The sequence below is a fragment of the Pseudonocardia oceanicola genome (genome assembly GCF_047200735.1).
Taxonomy (GTDB): Bacteria; Actinomycetota; Actinomycetes; order Mycobacteriales; family Pseudonocardiaceae; genus Pseudonocardia.
Genome location: NZ_JBJZON010000028.1, coordinates 1 through 16,237, shown reverse-complemented (window position 1 = coordinate 16,237; position 16,237 = coordinate 1). Strand labels below are relative to the sequence as shown.

At 74.1% G+C, this 16,237-nt stretch carries 10 protein-coding genes and 1 pseudogene; 3 read left to right on the top strand and 8 right to left on the bottom strand.

Annotated features, from left to right (window positions below):
* Nucleotides 1–86 precede the first annotated feature (86 nt).
* A pseudogene (locus ACL02T_RS28940) lies at nt 87–962 on the top strand (solute symporter family protein); the annotation flags it as partial.
* Here ACL02T_RS28940 and murJ read toward each other — a convergent pair.
* From murJ to ACL02T_RS28925, 3 genes are all read right to left on the bottom strand, one after another.
* A complete protein-coding gene (murJ, locus tag ACL02T_RS28935; protein ID WP_412833962.1) occupies nt 910–3,528 on the bottom strand; it encodes a murein biosynthesis integral membrane protein MurJ in 2,619 nt (872 codons plus the stop codon). The pseudogene ACL02T_RS28940 and the gene murJ sit on opposite strands and share 53 nt — an antisense overlap.
* Nucleotides 3,529–3,622: 94 nt before the next feature.
* A complete protein-coding gene (locus ACL02T_RS28930) occupies nt 3,623–4,900 on the bottom strand; it encodes a thymidine phosphorylase (RefSeq protein WP_412833961.1) in 1,278 nt (425 codons plus the stop codon).
* A 33-nt stretch (nt 4,901–4,933) separates the two neighbouring features.
* Nucleotides 4,934–5,323 carry a cytidine deaminase gene (locus tag ACL02T_RS28925; protein ID WP_412834026.1) on the bottom strand — a complete coding sequence of 130 codons (390 nt, stop codon included), beginning with the start codon at nt 5,321–5,323 and terminating at the stop codon, nt 4,934–4,936.
* A gap of 188 nt (nt 5,324–5,511) precedes the next feature.
* Between ACL02T_RS28925 and ACL02T_RS28920 the strand changes: the two genes are divergently transcribed.
* Entirely contained in the window at nt 5,512–6,762 is a 1,251-nt protein-coding gene (locus ACL02T_RS28920; RefSeq protein WP_412833960.1) for a D-alanyl-D-alanine carboxypeptidase family protein, read from the top strand.
* A 22-nt stretch (nt 6,763–6,784) separates the two neighbouring features.
* Here the strand turns inward: ACL02T_RS28920 and yhjD are convergent, their stop codons facing one another.
* The 4 genes from yhjD to ACL02T_RS28900 form a co-directional block, all read right to left on the bottom strand.
* Nucleotides 6,785–7,768 (bottom strand): inner membrane protein YhjD, encoded by a 984-nt coding sequence (yhjD, locus tag ACL02T_RS28915; RefSeq protein ID WP_412834025.1) that lies wholly within the window; start codon nt 7,766–7,768, stop codon nt 6,785–6,787.
* A gap of 265 nt (nt 7,769–8,033) precedes the next feature.
* Nucleotides 8,034–9,062: a tryptophan--tRNA ligase gene (gene trpS / locus ACL02T_RS28910; RefSeq protein ID WP_412833959.1), complete on the bottom strand. Its 1,029-nt coding sequence runs from the start codon at nt 9,060–9,062 to the stop codon at nt 8,034–8,036.
* Nucleotides 9,063–9,074: 12 nt separating this feature from the next.
* Nucleotides 9,075–10,028: a winged helix-turn-helix transcriptional regulator gene (locus ACL02T_RS28905; protein ID WP_412833958.1), complete on the bottom strand. Its 954-nt coding sequence runs from the start codon at nt 10,026–10,028 to the stop codon at nt 9,075–9,077.
* Nucleotides 10,029–10,465: 437 nt separating this feature from the next.
* On the bottom strand, nt 10,466–11,692 hold the full coding sequence (locus ACL02T_RS28900) for an MFS transporter (protein ID WP_412833957.1): 1,227 nt from the start codon (nt 11,690–11,692) through the stop codon (nt 10,466–10,468).
* 2,654 nt (nt 11,693–14,346) lie between these two features.
* On the opposite strand from ACL02T_RS28900, the gene ACL02T_RS28895 reads away from it, so the two are divergent.
* A complete protein-coding gene (locus ACL02T_RS28895) occupies nt 14,347–15,633 on the top strand; it encodes a sensor domain-containing diguanylate cyclase (protein ID WP_412834024.1) in 1,287 nt (428 codons plus the stop codon).
* A gap of 131 nt (nt 15,634–15,764) precedes the next feature.
* On the opposite strand, the gene ACL02T_RS28890 is transcribed toward ACL02T_RS28895, so the two are convergent.
* Nucleotides 15,765–15,971: a hypothetical protein gene (locus tag ACL02T_RS28890; protein ID WP_412833956.1), complete on the bottom strand. Its 207-nt coding sequence runs from the start codon at nt 15,969–15,971 to the stop codon at nt 15,765–15,767.
* Nucleotides 15,972–16,237 lie beyond the last annotated feature (266 nt).

Sequence of the window (16,237 nt, the reverse complement as noted above, 5' to 3'; positions counted from 1 at the left end):
TTCGGGGACACCAGGACGCGATCGGGGCCCCCGTCCCCCTTGTCGACATCCCGGACGTGACCTTCCGGTGACCTCGTCGTTGGACGCTCGGGATCACCAGCACGGCCGGGCAGGGCCTGGTGATCGCGGTCGTCGGCGGCCTGATGATCGTCTACGTGCTGGTCGGCGGCATGAAGGGCACCACCTGGGTGCAGATCCCCAAGGCCTGCGCCCTGATGACCACCGGCCTCGTGCTGGCCTTCTGGGCGCTGGGCCGGCACGGTTTCGACGTCTCCGCGCTCCTCGGCCAGGCGACCGAGACGAGCCCGCAGGGCGACAAGGTGCTCGGCCCGGGCCTGCAGTACGGCCGCACCGAGCTCTCGAAGATCGACTTCATCTCGCTGTCGCTGGCCGCGATCCTCGGCCCGGCGAGCCTGCCGCACATCCTGATGCGTTTCTACACCGTCCCCGCTGCTGGGCATCGTCGCCGCGTGGCCTTCGCGACCATCCTCGCGGTGGTGGCGGGCCTGACCATCACCGCGTCGGCGTCCTTCGCCCACGACGTGTACGCCACGATCATCCGGCGCGGGACCGCCACGCCGGCCGAGGAGGTGCGGGTCGTGCGGCGGACGGCGCTCGTCGTCGGGGCGCTGGGGATCCTGGGCGGCATCGTGGCGATCGGGCAGAACGTCGCGGTGCCGGTCGCGCTCGCGTTCGCCGTCGGCGCGTCGGCCACCATGCCCTCGCTGGTGTACTCGCTGTTCTGGAGGCGGTTCACGACGACCGGCGCCCTGTGGAGCATGTACGGCGGGATGTCCGTGGCGGTCGTCCTGGTCGTGTTCTCCCCGGCCGTGTCCGGGGCGCCGACGTCGATGCCGCCCGACGCGGACTTCGCCTTCTTCCCGCTGGCCAACCCGGGATCGTGGCCGGTCAGGGGCGGAGTCTCGCCGGCAGGCGGCGCCAGAGCGGGTCGAGCTCGGTGAGCTTCAGCACCTTCATCCCGACCAGCAGGATCGGCGCCGCGACCACCAGCGCCACGGCGAGCACCAACCACGCCTCGCCCGCCGATCCGCTGCCGACCGCGGCCTCGATCCCGCGGCCGGCCAGCCAGGCCACCGCACCCGCGGCCAGCGACGCCGTGAGGGTGCGCCACAGGGTCGAGAGGACCTCGCGACTGCGGACGTGCCCGAGCCGACGGGCGATCACGAACTGCCCGATGACCGCGCCGGCCACGAACGAGAAGCTGTTGGCGGCGACCAGGCCCAGCACGACGTCCTCCGGCGCCAGGAGCACCGGGCAGAGCAGCAGCAGCGGGATCTTCACCACCACGATGGCCAGCATGATCAGCGTGGGCGTGCGGCTGTCCGTCATCGCGTAGAACACGCGCAGCTGCAACAGCGTGATCGCGTACGGGAGCAGGCCGAAGGCCGACCAGGCCAGTGCGGTGCCGAGCCGGGCCGCACCGCCGCCCGCGTCGCCCGCGCCCAGCGAGAACAGCGCCACCCCGACCTCGGTGCCGAAGAAGGTCAACAGCACCGAGATCGGGACCAGGAACACCGCGGACAGGCGGCTGCCGAGCGAGAGGTCGGACACGACGTCGTCGAACCGGTTCTCCGCCGCCGCGCGGCTCATCCGCGGCATCAGCGCGGTCAGCAGGGAGACGCCGAGCACGCCGTACGGCACCTGCAGGAGCAGCCAGGCGTTGGCGTAGATGGCGTAGGCGCCGGGGTCGGAGGCGGTGGCGACGCGGGTGGTCACGATCAGCCCGGCCTGGCCGACCAGCACGTACGCGATCACCCACAGGGCCAGCCCGCCGGCCGAGGACAGCCGCCGGTCCCAGCCCCAGAGCGGCTTCAGCGGGATGCCCAGGCGCCGGACGGCCGGGAGCATCACGAGCGCCTGCACGGCGATGCCCAGCGTCGTGCCGACCCCGAGGACCAGCAGTTTCGTGTCGCCCATCCGGACCGGGTCCAGGCTGATCTCGCCCGGCACCAGGGCGTAGACGACGAGCACCCCGAGCACGACGACGTTGTTCAGCACGGGCGCCCAGGCGAAGGCGCCGAACCGTCCGCGGCTGTTGAGGATCGCCCCGAACAGGGCGCCGATGCCGTAGAAGAAGATCTCGGGCAGCAGCAGGACGGCCAGTGCGGTCGCCAGCTCGGGGTTGGCGTTCGCCGTGGTCTGGCTGCCCATGTACAGCGCGACCAGCGGCTTCGCGGCGAGCATCGCGATCACCGTGGCGACCAGCAGGGCCAGCCCGGCGGTGGTCAGCAGACGACGCGTGTAGGCCTCGCCCCCGTCCGGGTCCTCCTTCTGGGCGCGCACCAGCAGCGGGATCATGACGCTGGTCAGCACCCCGCCGAGGAGCAGCTCGTAGACGATGTTCGGCAGCGTGTTCGCGACCGTGTAGGAGCTGTTGACCAGGCCGAACGACAGCACCGCCGCCAGCGCGATCTGGCGCAGGAAGCCGGTGACCCGGCTGGCCAGGTTCGCGACCGCCATCAGCGAGCTCGACCGGGCGAGCGACTGGCCCCTCGGCGGCCCGTGCTCCACCCCGACCGCTCCGGTGCCGTCGACCGGGGGAAGGACCTCGGTCGGCCGGTCGAGCGGCGCCATCAGCTCGGTGGGGTCGTCGGTAGTGTCGCCCGGGGCGCGCTGCCACGGCGGCGGAACGGGCCGGCGCTGCGGCCCGCGGGTCACCGCGCCGGGGCGCACGGGGCGGTCGGCGGCGGGTCCGCCGTGGACCGGGGCGGTGGCATCGGGGTCGGGTCCGGTCGGATCCCGCCGGGGGCCGGGCCCGACGGAGTGCGGCCCCGCGCGACGGGGATCGTGCCGCGGGGCGTTCGGGTCCGGCGGGGTCCCCGGCCTCGGACGGCCGCGCCAGGCGGCCTCCCGCGCCGCGCGTTCACGGGCGGTCGGCCAGGGAGTGCGGGGCGGGCCCGGCGGAGGACCCACGGGACGCGAGCCGGGCGCACCGGGCGGCGGCTGCGCCGCTGCCGGCCGGGGGCCGCGCTGCGAGCCGGACCTGCTCGGCCTCGACCTGTCCGGCAGGGACCCGCCGGAGCCGGGCTGCCCCGAGCCGGGCTGCCCCGAGCCGGGCTGCCCCGAGCCGGGCTGCCCCGAGCCGGGCTGCCCCGAGCCGGGCTGCCCCGAGCCGGACCGCCCGTCCGGCGGCCCGGCGGCCGGGCGGCCGGGTCCCGGGTACGGGGTGCCGGTGGGTCGCGTCGTCGCGGCGTCGTCGACGCCCGGGTGTTCCGGGCCGCGACGCGGCTCGTCCGGGCGCCGCCCGGCGAACCGGCCGGCAGGCGCTCCGGGGTCGGCGGCCCGGCCCTGCGCGGCGCCGAGGTGCGACCCGGCCTGCGCGGCGCCGGTGTGCGGCCCGGCCTGCGCGTGAGGTCGGGCGGGGGCGGGCGAGCCGTCGCCACGCGGCTCCTCGCCCTCGCGGGAGTCCGCGGGGGCCGCGGAGTCCTCGCTGCGCGCGGGAACGCACCCGGGCCCGTCCTCGGGCCGGGAACCAGCCGGCGTGCTGGGGCTCCGGTACTCGCGCATCCCTCCCATGGTGCCCGACGGACGTCGATCGTTCCTGCCGGGCCCGCCCGGGCGCGTCGCCCCGCAAAGTCGCCGGTGAGCTGCAGAAACGACCTCAGGCGCCGACCTCGCCGAGCAGCAGTGCGCCCCGGTCGACCGGTTCCTCCCCGATCGCGAGGCCGCCGTCGAGCGCGGCGCGGGCGCCGGCCACCGCCCCGGGGGTGTCGGTGTGCAGCTCCGCCACCGGCTGACCGGCCCGCACCTCGTCGCCGATCCCGGCGAGCAGGCGGATCCCCGCCGCGGCCTGGACCGGGTGCTCCTTGCGCGCCCGGCCGGCGCCGAGCCGCCACGCCGCGGTCCCCACCGCGAGCGCGTCGAGCCTGGTCAGGACACCGGACGCCGCGGCGTCGAGGGTCTCGACGTGCGCGGCGGCGGGCAGGGGTGCCGCCGGATCGCCGCCCTGCGCGACGATCATCCGCTCCCACACCTCGAACGCCCGGCCCGAGGCCAGGACCTCGGCCGGATCGGTGTCGATGCCGGCGAGCCCGAGCATGGCGCGGGCGAGGGCCAACGTGAGTTCGACGACGTCCGCCGGCCCGCCGCCGCGCAGGACCTCGACCGCCTCGGCGACCTCCAGGGCGTTGCCGACCGTCCGCCCGAGCGGCACCGACATGTCGGTGAGCAACGCCCGCGTCGGCACGCCGTGGGCAGCACCGATCGCGACCATCCGCCGCGCGAGGTCCTCCGCGGCGTCGCGGGTCCGCATGAAGGCGCCGCTGCCGACCTTGACGTCGAGGACCAGCCCACCGGTCCCCTCGGCGATCTTCTTGCTCATGATCGAGCTCGCGATGAGCGGGATCGAGGCGACGGTGCCCGTGACGTCGCGGAGGGCGTAGAGCTTGCGGTCGGCCGGGGCGAGCGAGGGCGTGGTCGCGCAGACCACGACGCCGACCTCGGCGAGCTGCGCCGCGATCTCGTCCGCGGACAGTTCCGCGCGCCAGCCCGGGATCGCCTCGAGCTTGTCCAGTGTGCCGCCGGTGTGGCCGAGCCCGCGTCCGGACAGCTGCGGGACGGCGGCGCCGCAGGCCGCGACCAGGGGCGCGAGCGGGAGGGTGAGCTTGTCGCCCACCCCGCCGGTCGAGTGCTTGTCCACCAGCGGGCGGCCGATCTCCGGCAGCGCGAGCCGCTCCCCGGACTCGATCATGGCGAGGGTCCAGCGGGCCGTCTCGGCGTCGTCCATGCCGTTGAGCAGGATCGCCATGGCGAGCGCGGCCATCTGCTCGTCCGCGACCTCGCCGCAGGTGTAGGCGGCGACCACCCAGTCGATCTGCGCGTCGGTCAGGCGGTGGCCGTCCCGCTTGGTGGCGATCACGTCGACGGCGGAGTGGGTCACGTCCGGTCCTCTCGATCCACGCGGACTCCTCGGTCACAGGGTGAACGCGTCGGGCAGCACCTCGGCCAGCGTCCGGACCCCGTGCGGGGTGTCCAGCTCGCAGCCGGGGCCACCCAGCTCGAACAGCAGCTGACGGCAGCGGCCGCAGGGCATCAGCAGGTCGCCCGCGGCCGAGCGGACCGCGACCGCGAGGAACCGCCCGCCGCCGGTGATCCGCAGCTGTCCGGCGAGCGTGCACTCCGCGCAGAGGGCCAGCCCGTACGAGGCGTTCTCGACGTTGCAGCCGGTCACGACGCGGCCGTCGTCGCACAGGGCCGCCGCGCCGACGTGCAGGCCGGAGTACGGCGCGTAGGCCGCCCCCGCCGCCTCGACCGCGGCCACCCGCAGCCGCTCCCACTGGTCCCGGTCGGTCACCCGGTCGATCCTGCCGGACGCCGTGCAGGATGTGGTCGCGGACGAGACGAGCGTCGTCGTGGATGCGACCCCGGACGAGGGGATGACGGTCGACGGGATGCGGCGGCCCTCGAGCGCATGAAGGCCGAGCTGGAGCACTGACGCGCCGCGCGAACGGCGGATGGGCGCGTGGGCGGCACGGCCGTAGGGTCGCGATCGTGCGCGGGTGGGGACGGACGGGGATCGGCGCGCTGGTCGCGGCGGTCGTCGCCCTGCCGCTCGGTGCGCCGTCCGCGACCGCCGGCCCGGCGCCCCCCGCGCCGCCCTCGGCCACGGCGCGCACGCAGCCGTCCGCGGGACCGCCGGCCGTCGACCCGACCGCCCCCGCCGGCGTCTGCGCCGGTCACGAGGCCCCGCCGGGCCCGCCCGCCCGGGAGGAGACGGTCGCGGTGGCGCCCCTCCCGGTCCCGCAGCGGCCCGTGGGCGGGCCGCGGCTCGGCGCCTGCGGCGACGTCCTGCCCGACGGCGCCGGCCCGCCACCCGCCGTCGGCGCCGCGGGGTGGGTGGTCGCCGACCTGGACTCCGGTGCCGTCCTCGCCGCGCACGACCCGCACGGCCGGCACCGTCCCGCGTCGACGTTGAAGATCCTCACCACTCTGGTCGTGCGGGACCGGCTGGACCCGGACACCGAGGTCGTCGCCACCCAGGAGGACGTGCAGGTCGACGGCAGCCGCGCGGGCATCGGGCCCGGCGGGCACTACAGCGTGCGGCAGCTCCTTGCCGGGCTGCTGCTGAACTCGGGCAACGACGCCGCCATGGCGCTGGCCCGCACGATGGGCGGGGTCCCGACGACCCTCCGCGCGATGCAGGCCCAGGCCGAACAGCTCGGTGCGCTCGACACCCGCCCCGCCACGCCGTCGGGCCTCGACGGTCCCGGCATGTCCAGCTCGGCGTACGACCTCGCGCTGCTGTTCCGCGTCGCGCTGCGCGACCCGCTGGTGCGGGAGACGCTCGCGACGCCGACCGTGCCCTTCCCCGGCTTCGCCGACCATCCCGGTTTCGCCCTGTCGAACGACGACCCGCTGCTGCACACCTACCCGGGCGCCTTCGCGGGCAAGACGGGCTTCACCGACGCGGCCCGGCACACCTTCCTCGGCGCCGCGGAGCGGGACGGGCGGCGGCTGGTGGTCGCGCTGGTCCGCGCGGAGCAGCATCCGACGCGGACGGTCGCGCAGGCGGGCGCACTGCTCGACTACGGCTTCGCGCTACCGGCGAGTGCGTCGGTCGGCGGCCTCGTCGAGTCCCGGCCGGTCGACCCGACCCCCCTGCCGGGACCGGTCCCGTCGCCGGCGGCGGCCACACCCCCACCGGCCGCCCGCCCGGACCGGCCCTGGGCCGTCGCGGCCACGGCCGCACTGGTGCTGATCGGGGGCGCGGGGACGGTCCTGCTCATGCGGCGCCGACGCTGAGGGGCCACCGGCAACGCCGGACTCAGCGACGCGGGCGCAGGGCGCGCAACCCGAGCAACCCGCCGACGGCCGTGACCGCGCCGGCGCCCAGCAGGCCCGCCGCGGCGGCGGGGCTGGGCCCGGAGCGGACGACGACCTCGGGCCGGATGACCGCGGGCGCCGGCACGTCGACCGGCTCCTCCTGCTCGTTCTCCGTCGCCGTGGCCGCCCAGGCGGTGACGAAGAGGATGAACCGGGAGGTGAAGAAGGCGAACACCAGCAGACCGATGATCGGACCGAACGCCACGCCCGCCGGCGACTGGGTGACCGACGACAGGTAGATCGTCATGACCTGCTTGAGGACCTCGAAGCCGACCGCGCCGATCACCGCGGCCCGGACCGCACTCGACACGGCCACGGGTGCGCGCGGCAGCCGCGCGATGACCCACAGGAAGACCACCCAGTTCGCCGCGAGTCCCAGGATCACGGTGAACAGCCCGAGCAGGAACCGCGCCCAGCCCTGGTCCCCGAGGCCGACGAGGTCGAGCAGCAGCGCGCCGAAGGCGCTGCCCGCCGCCGACACCGCGAACGACAGCACCAGCGCCAGGCCGAGGCCGACCAGCGCGACCAGGTCCAGCAGGGTCTTCTTCACGACGTTGGGTGCCTCCGGCGGCTGTGCCCACTGCTCGGACAACGCCTCGCGCAGATTGCCCATCCAGCCGATACCGGAGTAGAGCGCGACGACGAGACCGATGATCCCGACCGCGCCCGCGGAGCTGATCGCCTGGTCGATGACCTGGTTGATCGTGTCACCGAGCTGGCCCGGCACCTGCTCGGCGATCCCGGCCTGGATCTGCTCGAGCAGCTGCGGCTGGCTCTGCAGCACGAAACCGGAGATCGCGAAGGCGACCATCAGGATCGGCACCAGCGCCAGCACGCTGAAGTAGGTGATGGCCGCGGCGTAGTGGTCGCCGTGCCGGTCGGTGTAGCGCGCGCCCGCCCGCATCACGTGGTCGAGCCAGGGCATGCGCTGCCGGGCCTTCTCGATCGCGCCCGGGCTCTCGTCGCCCCGCGCGTCCGTCGCGGCGCCGCTCTTCCCGCCCCCGTTCTTCGCGGCCCCGTCCTTCGCGGCCCCGTCCTTCGCGGCCCCGTTCCTCGCGGCCCCGTCCTTCGCGGCCCCGTTCCTCGCGGAGCCGTCCTTCGTGTCGCCGTTCGTCGCCGCGCCGTTCGTCGCTGCGTCGTTCCTCCGAGGGTCCTTCTCGTCCGTCGGCCCGGCCACGCCCCTCACCCCATCAGCTCGTCGGCGGCAGGAACCCGATCCTCTCGTGAACGGCCGCCAGCGTCGCGCCGGCGACCTCACCCGCCCGGGTGGCCCCGCGGGCGAGCACCCGATCGAGCTCGGCCGGGTCCCCCAGGTACTGCTGTACCCGTTCCCGCAGCGGGGCAACGAAGTCCGCGACGACCTCGGCGAGGTCCTTCTTGAGGTCGCCGTATCCCCTGCCCGCGTACTCGGCCTCGATCTCGGCGATCTTGCGGTCGGTGAGCGCGGAGTAGATGGTCAGCAGGTTCGCGATGCCCGGCTTCGCCTCCGGGTCGTAGCGGATCTCCCGCTCGTTGTCCGTGACGGCCGAGCGGATCTTCTTGGCGATCCGCTTCGGGTCGTCGAGCAGCTCGACGATCCCGCCGGGCGTGGACGCCGACTTGCTCATCTTGACCGTCGGGTCCTGCAGGTCCTGGATCTTCGCCGCGCCCGCCGGGATGAACGGCTCGGGCACCGTGAACGTCTCGCCGAAGCGCTGGTTGAAGCGCTGCGCGAGGTTGCGGGTCAGCTCCAGGTGCTGGCGCTGGTCCTCGCCCACCGGGACGCGGTCGGCCTGGTAGAGCAGGATGTCCGCGGCCATCAGGACCGGGTAGCTGAACAGCCCGACGGTGGCGCGGTCGGCGCCCTGCTTCGCGGCCTTGTCCTTGAACTGCGTCATCCGGGAGGCCTCGCCGAACCCGGTGTAGCAGTCGAGGACCCACGTCAGCTGGGAGTGCTGGGGCAGGTGGGACTGCACGAAGATCGTGCAGCGCTCCGGGTCGAGGCCGAGCGCGAGCAGCTGCGCGGCGGCGTTGCGGGTACGCGCGGCCAGCGTCGCCGGGTCGTGGTCGACCGTGATGGCGTGCAGGTCCGGGATGAAGTAGAACGCGTCGTGGTCCTCCTGCAGGGCGACCCACTGCCGCACGGCGCCGAGGTAGTTCCCGAGGTGGAAGGAGTCGGCGGTCGGCTGGATCCCGGAGAGCACCCGGGGACGTCGCGCGGTCGTGTCGGTCCCGGTCATGGCACCAGTCTCTCAATCGCCGTCGACCCGGTTCCGCTCGCCACCGGTCGGGAGTCCTGCGGGCAGCACCGTGCCGAAGACCAGCTCCTCCCGGCACTCCCGGCAGCGCAGGCGCGGCCGGAACGGGAGCCCGCACGCCCGGTGCACGCCCTCGTACGCCGCGGGCCCGCCCTCGGCCGCCAGCCACCGCCGGCCCCAGTCGGCGAGGCAGGTCAGGATCGGGAAGGTGGCGCGGCCGCGCGCGGTCGGGTGGTAGCCGTCCGCGGCCCGGTCGAGGACGCCGAGCGCGCGGAACCGGCGCAGCCGGTCGGTCAGGACGTCGGGCGAGACGCCGAGGGCGCGTTCGAAACCGGAGAAGGTCCGGACCCCGACGAGCGAGGCGGAGAGCACCGCGGCGCCCCAGCGGTCGCCGACGATCTCCATCGCGCCGGGGAAGGCGGAGAGCGGGTCCGCCGGCAGGTGGGCGCGGGTCCGGCGGGGGTGCAGCCGCGCACCGGGCGGCCCGACGATCGGGACGCGGGCGCCCGGGTCGAGGTCCAGGTCGTCGAGCCCGACCGCCCGGTCGCAGTGCACGCAGGTCACGAGCAGGTCGGTGACCGCGCCGCAGCCGGTGTGGACGGGGTCGGGCAGCGGCACCTCGCGGGGCACCCAGGCCCGCTCCCACAGCCAGATCGCGGTGAGGAGCCCCCAGGTGTCGCGGCCCGCGGCCGTGAGCCCGTACTCCTGCCGCGACCGCCCGCCCTCGCGGTAGGGCCGGGTCTCGAGCAGCCCGGCCCCGGTCAGCGCGCGGAGCCGGCTGGACAGCGAGGCGTCCGAGATGCCGAGCGTGCGCTTCCACCGGCCGTAGCGGCGCACGCCGAGCAGTGCCCGCTGCAGGATCAGGAGCGTCCATGTGTCGGCCAGGAGCGCGGTCGCGAGGTCGAGCGGCGTCGGCCCGGGCCCGGTCCCGGAGGGGTCGCGGGTCACCAGGACGGCCGGCGCGGCCGTACCGCTCGCCGCCGGTTCGCGGGTGGGTGTCGACTCGATGACGGCATCTCCCTTGACCGCGGGGTGGGGCCGATCGTAGCGTCGTGCTGGCTCTGCCGATCGAAGCGCGGAACCCGCCCGGCGGGGCCGACGACCAGGGGGGTCGAGTGAGGCGGGGTGACCGCCGTGGGGGCGCGCGGTCGCCCCGCTGCACGATCCGGTGACAGGTGCAACCGACCCCGTCGGACGAACGCGACGCGCGATGTCACACGCTGAGCGACGACCCGGTCACCTCTTTTCACCCGCAGGTGGACCCCGGCGAGGCCGACAATGGGAGGCGCTCGTGCACACGCCCAGGGGAGATCACCGTGCAGCGCAACCGCTCTTGGTGAACGACCGAATGGGGTGCGGGTCCTTGCGGCCCGCACCCCAGGGCGTCATCCCTCCTGCCCCGCGCGCACGCGGTGCGGCCGGCCCTCGGCACGGGCCCCGCGGGTGAGCATCAGCGCGGTGGCGAGCAGCATCCCCGCCGCACCGCACATGCCCACGGCCGGCGGTGCGCCCCACCGCTCCGCCGCCAGCCCGCAGAGCAGGATCGCCAGCCCCTGCGCCGCGATCAGACCCGAGGCCGCGAGCCCCGTCGCCCGTCCGCGCACCTCGTCCGGCGTGGTGCGGACGAACACGGCCTGAGCGGGGACCAGCGCCGCGGTGCACAGCGCTCCCGTGACCGCCCAGAGCACCACGACCGCCGCGACGTCGGGGACGACCATCGACGCCACGAGCGGCAGCCCGGCGAGGGCCGTGCACGGCAGGATCGCGCGCTCGCGCAGCCGTTCGGGCACCCACCGGCTGATCACGAGCGCCCCGAGCACGCTGCCCGCCGGGTCGGCCGCCATCAGCAGCCCGACGGCCCAGGGTCCGGCACCGAGCTCGTCGGCCAGGGGGACGGCGAGAGCCTCGGGCGCGACGTAGCCGCCCACCAGCCACACCACGAGGGCCAGCGTGCGCAGTCGCGGGCGGGCGAAGACCGTGCGCGCGCCATCGCGGATGTCGGCGAGCCAGGACAGCGCGGCGGGGGCGGTGCCGTCGGGCACCGCCGTCGGTGCTGCCCGCCTGCGGACGCCGAACCGCACGAGCAGCGCCGAGAACAGGAACGTCCCGGAGTTCAGCAGGATGGCGACGCTCGGACTGATCACCACCAGGAGCGCGCCCCCGACGGCGAACCCCACGATCTGCGCGGTCTGGTTCGTGATCTGTCGGACGGCGAACCCGCGCTCGAGCAGCTCCTCCGAGTCGAGGACGTCGGGCAGCAGGGCGCCCTGGGCCGAGGTGTGCGGCGAGGCGAGCACCACCACCAGCACCAGCAGCGGGCAGAGGAGCGCGAGCGGGATCCCGGGGATCGCGAGGGGCACGACGAGCAGCGCGCGGGCGAGGTCGGCCAGCACCATGACCTCGCGGCGGCGGAACCGGTCGGCCACCCAGCCCAGCAACACCCCGCCGAGCAGGGCGGGCAGGAAGGTCAGCGCGTAGACGGCGGCGGCCCAGGCCGCCGAGCCCGTCCGGCCGTAGACCAGGACGGAGAATGCGACGCGCGCGAGCTGGTCCCCGCAGATCGACACGAGCTCCGCGGCCCACAGGGCGCGAAACTCCGCACTGCGGAACACGCTCGGTCGCGTGGCTCTGCGACGCACGATCCCCCCGAGGTGGCTGCCGCCCGTACGGCCCGGTGCCCCGGGCCCGTCGATCGATACCGAGAGTAGGCGGTCAGAGCCGGAGAGTCCCGGCGCATTGCTCGGTGGGCGGTCGTCTGTCGGCGGTGGACGGTCGCCCCAGGGTGCTGCACGACGTCGGACCGCGCACCCCTCGCCACGCTGACGGGTGCGGTGAGCCGGCCCCGGAGCGCCTCCCGGAATCGGGAGCGGGTGGCGCGGGTCGGCGGGCTTCGAGGGTCTCGACAGGAGGGCCGTGCAGGACGGCGGACGAACGTGTGGGTCGGTGGGCTGGTCACCAGGCGCGGTTGCGCATCTGCGGCGTCCTCTCGGATCGGAGGTGATGTCGGCCGTCGGTCTCACCAGGCGCGATTGCGCATTCCGGGCCTCCTCCTCTGTCGTCGGATCTCGCTCGGGCTGCCGGTCTCACCAGGCGCGGTTACGCATTCCGGGCCTCCTCCTCACTGGTCGGGTCTCGTCGGGAGTGCTGTCTCACCAGGCGCGGTTACGCATCTCAGGCCTCCTGCTCAGTCGTCGGATCTCGCTCGGGCTACCGGTCTCACCAGGCGCGATTACGCATGCCGGGCCTCCTCCTCACTGGTCGGGTCTCGTCGGAAGTGCTGTCTCACCAGGCGCGGTTACGCATCTCAGGCCTCCTGCTCTGTCCTCGGATCTCGCTCGGGCTACCGGTCTCACCAGGCGCGGTTACGCATCTCAGGCCTCCTGCTCTGTCCTCGGATCTCGCTCGGGCTACCGGTCTCACCAGGCGCGGTTACGCATGCCGGGCCTCCTCCTCACTGGTCGGGTCTCGTCGGAAGTGCTGTCTCACCAGGCGCGGTTACGCATCTCAGGCCTCCTCCTCACTGGTCGGGTCTCGTCGGGAGTGCTGTCTCACCAGGCGCGGTTACGCATCTCAGGCCTCCTCCTCACTGGTCGGGTCTCGTCGGGAGTGCTGTCTCACCAGGCGCGATTACGCATTCCAGGCCTCCTGCTCAGTCGTCGGATCTCGCTCGGGCTACCGGTCTCACCAGGCGCGATTACGCATGCCGGGCCTCCTCCTCACTGGTCGGGTCTCGTCGGAAGTGCTGTCTCACCAGGCGCGGTTACGCATCTCAGGCCTCCTGCTCTGTCCTCGGATCTCGCTCGGGCTACCGGTCTCACCAGGCGCGGTTACGCATCTCAGGCCTCCTGCTCTGTCCTCGGATCTCGCTCGGGCTACCGGTCTCACCAGGCGCGGTTACGCATGCCGGGCCTCCTCCTCACTGGTCGGGTCTCGTCGGAAGTGCTGTCTCACCAGGCGCGGTTACGCATCTCAGGCCTCCTCCTCACTGGTCGGGTCTCGTCGGGAGTGCTGTCTCACCAGGCGCGGTTACGCATCTCAGGCCTCCTGCTCAGTCGTCGGATCTCGCTCGGGCTACCGCTCTCACCAGGCGCGATTACGCATTCCAGGCCTCCTGCTCAGTCGTCGGATCTCGCTCGGGCTACCGCTCTCACCAGGCGCGATTACGCATCTCAGGCCTCCTCCTCACTGGTCGGGTCTCGTCGGAAGTGCTGTCTCACCAGGCGCGATTACGCATCTCAGGCCTCCTGCTCAGTCGTCGGACCTCACTCGGGCTACCGCTCTCACCAGGCGCGATTACGCATTCCAGGCCTCCTCCTCAGTCGTCGGACCTCGCTCGGGCTACCGCTCTCACCAGGCGCGATTACGCATTCCAGGCCTCCTCCTCAGTCGTCGGACCTCGCTCGGGCTACCGCTCTCACCAGGCGCGATTACGCATGCCGGGCCTCCTGCCCTGTCCTCGGATCTCGCTCGGGCTACCGGTCTCACCAGGCGCGATTACGCATGCCGGGCCTCCTCCTCAGCTGTCGGTTCTGCTCACGGCTGCCGCTCTCACCAGGCGCGATTACGCATCACGCACTCCTCGGGGTCGGTCGGGCGGGACGGGCGGCTCACCAGGCGCGGTTGCGCATCTCGGGCTCCCTGGGCTCGTCGTCGGACCGAGCCGTGCACGTTTCGTGTGATCTCGCTCACCAAGCGTGGTTGCGCATCACAGCTCCTCGAGTTGCGGGAAGGGCCGGCCGACCGCAGGCTCCCACCGTGCGCGGCCGTGGGGCGGGCTCCTCCCCGGATCACGGGGCGCGGGAGGAGACGGTTCACCGCGGCGCCGCCGGGCGGTCGGATCGTCGGCTCGCGGCGGCCTCGTGGACTCGCGGGGTCGCACACGGTGCCCTCCTCCCCGCGCACCGACCGGCGGTAACGACCGCGGCGGCTCCCGCGATCAACCGGTCACCGACGATCCGGGCCACGGCGGCCGGTGCGCTCCGACACTGCGGGCAACGACCGCCGGCGAGGGCGGGTACGCCCCGTCGCGGCGCGCCACCGCTCGGCCCGGGCACGGTGAGCCCGCAGCGTGTGTCACCCAGAGTAGTTGCGACACACGATTCGGTACCGTTTCGGGGCATCCGGATCGAGTGATCGTTTGGCTACGCTCAGGGTCCGACACCACCAGTTTGGCTGGACAGGAGACACTCTCGTGGCGCAGTCACCTCGACGGAGGTGCGGGATCACCCGTTGGGCCGTGTGGGCTCAGCCCAGCCGGGTGATCGCGATGCTCGCCGTGGTGGAGACGTCCGCGCTGGTTCTCGTCGGGGCATCCTGGGCCGCCCTTCGGCCCACCGTCGGTACGGCCGTCCTCGCGTCGGTGCTGGCGGCGGCGGGCATCGTGCACACCGAGGTGGCCACCGGCGTCGAGCGCGCCCGCCGCCGGGTCGGCGAGAAGTCGTACACCGACCTCTCCACGATCTGGACCTTCGCCGCGGCGCTGCTCCTGCCGGCCGCGCTCGCCACGGCCACGATCGCGGTGATCTACACGTACCTGTGGTTCAGGGTGTGGAAGCCGGCGCGGTTCCCGCTGTTCCGGCACACCTTCACCACGTCCACGGTGCTGCTCGCCGCGGTGGCCGCGCGCGAGGTCGTCGAGCGCACCGGCGGCTCGGAGGCCTGGTCGACCGGCCTCGCCGGGCTGGCGGCGCTCGCCTGCGCCACGCTCGTGTACGCCGCGGTGAACTCGCTGCTCATCGCACTCGCGGTGGCCACGAGTAACCCGGACGCGAAGCCCGCGGACCTGTTCGGCCACCCGGACGACATCGCGGTCGAGGTCGCCACGCTCTGCCTGGGCGCCATGCTGGCGCTCACGCTGACCGTGTCCTGGTGGTTCGTGCTGTTCGCCTTCGTGCCGATCCTCGTCCTGCAGCGGGCGGTCATGTTCCGCGAGCTGGCGGACGCCGCGACCACGGACGGCAAGACGGGTCTGCTCACGGCGGCGGCCTGGAACGCGCGCGCCGGCGAGGCGATGGTCCGCGCCCGGCGGGAGCGCACGAGCCTGGCGATGCTGGTGCTCGACCTCGACCACTTCAAGAAGGTCAACGACACCCACGGCCACCTCGCGGGCGACCGGGTGCTGGCCGCGGTGGCCGACGCGGTGCGCGCGGAGGTCCGGGGGGACGACCTGGTGGGCCGCTTCGGCGGCGAGGAGTTCGTGGTGCTGCTCCCCGGCCTGCCGGCGGGCCGGGCGACGGCCGAGCTGCGCGCCGTCGCGGAGCGCATCCGGCAGCGGGTCACCACCCTGGTCGTGCCGGTCGAGACGCCCGACGGGCCGCTCTCGATCCGCAACCTCAGCATCTCGGTCGGCGGGACGATGGTGCCCGCAGCGCCCAGCACGACGGTCGAGCAGGCCATGGCCATCGCCGACCGCGCGCTCTACCGGGCCAAGGACGCCGGTCGCAACGCCGTGCGGATCGCCGATCACTCGGCGCCGCGGCCCGGCAGTGCGCCGGAGCCCGACCGCACCCAGGAGGCCGCCGAGGCACCGCGCGCCGAGCCCGAGGCCTCCTAGCCCAACTCCTAGCCCGCGGCGATCGGGCTGGAGGAGGCCGGCGGGAGGAGGCCGTGTCCGGAACGACCCGGCGTAAGGCGGTCCGGCCGGGCGCGCCCCGTCCTCGTCGTGGTGCCCTGGTTGTGATGTTCCTAGTCGGCGTCGCCGCCGTCGGTGGGCGCGTCCGCGGGCACACCCTCGATCGCCGTGCCGACGTCCTCCGCGCCACCGGCCCGGACGACGTGGACCACGCCGTGGTCGAGGTCGATCGGGCCCAGCCGGAACAGCTCGCCGTCGCCGGACTCGCCCGCCTCGTCAGAGATCTTCGGACCCGGGAACAGCTCACCCAGCACACCCATGGCCGTCAGGCTACGCGCCGGAACGGCCCCGGCAACGCCGCGTTGCAGCGTGATCGACCGTCGTGGAGCGGGAGGGTCGGAATCCGGCCCTTCCGCTGAACGATCGGTGCTCGTCCGGCCGTCAGGCCGAGGTGAGCGGCAGCAGGCTCGGGCCGGCGGGGGTCAGCCTGACGACGGGATCGCGGTAGGTCGTGCTCCGCTGGCGCACCGGGCGCGCGGCGGCGGCGGCGATCGCCGTCAGCTCCTCCACCGAGCGTTCGGAGCCG

Bases quoted from the DNA above. Each gene is read 5' to 3' on its own strand.
- murJ (WP_412833962.1), bottom strand. From the start codon at position 3,528: ATGCGCGAGTACCGGAGCCCCAGCACGCCGGCTGGTTCCCGGCCCGAG.
- yhjD (WP_412834025.1), bottom strand. From the start codon at position 7,768: ATGCCCTGGCTCGACCACGTGATGCGGGCGGGCGCGCGCTACACCGAC.
- trpS (WP_412833959.1), bottom strand. From the start codon at position 9,062: ATGACCGGGACCGACACGACCGCGCGACGTCCCCGGGTGCTCTCCGGG.
- ACL02T_RS28895 (WP_412834024.1), top strand. From the start codon at position 14,347: ATGCTCGCCGTGGTGGAGACGTCCGCGCTGGTTCTCGTCGGGGCATCC.
- ACL02T_RS28890 (WP_412833956.1), bottom strand. From the start codon at position 15,971: ATGGGTGTGCTGGGTGAGCTGTTCCCGGGTCCGAAGATCTCTGACGAG.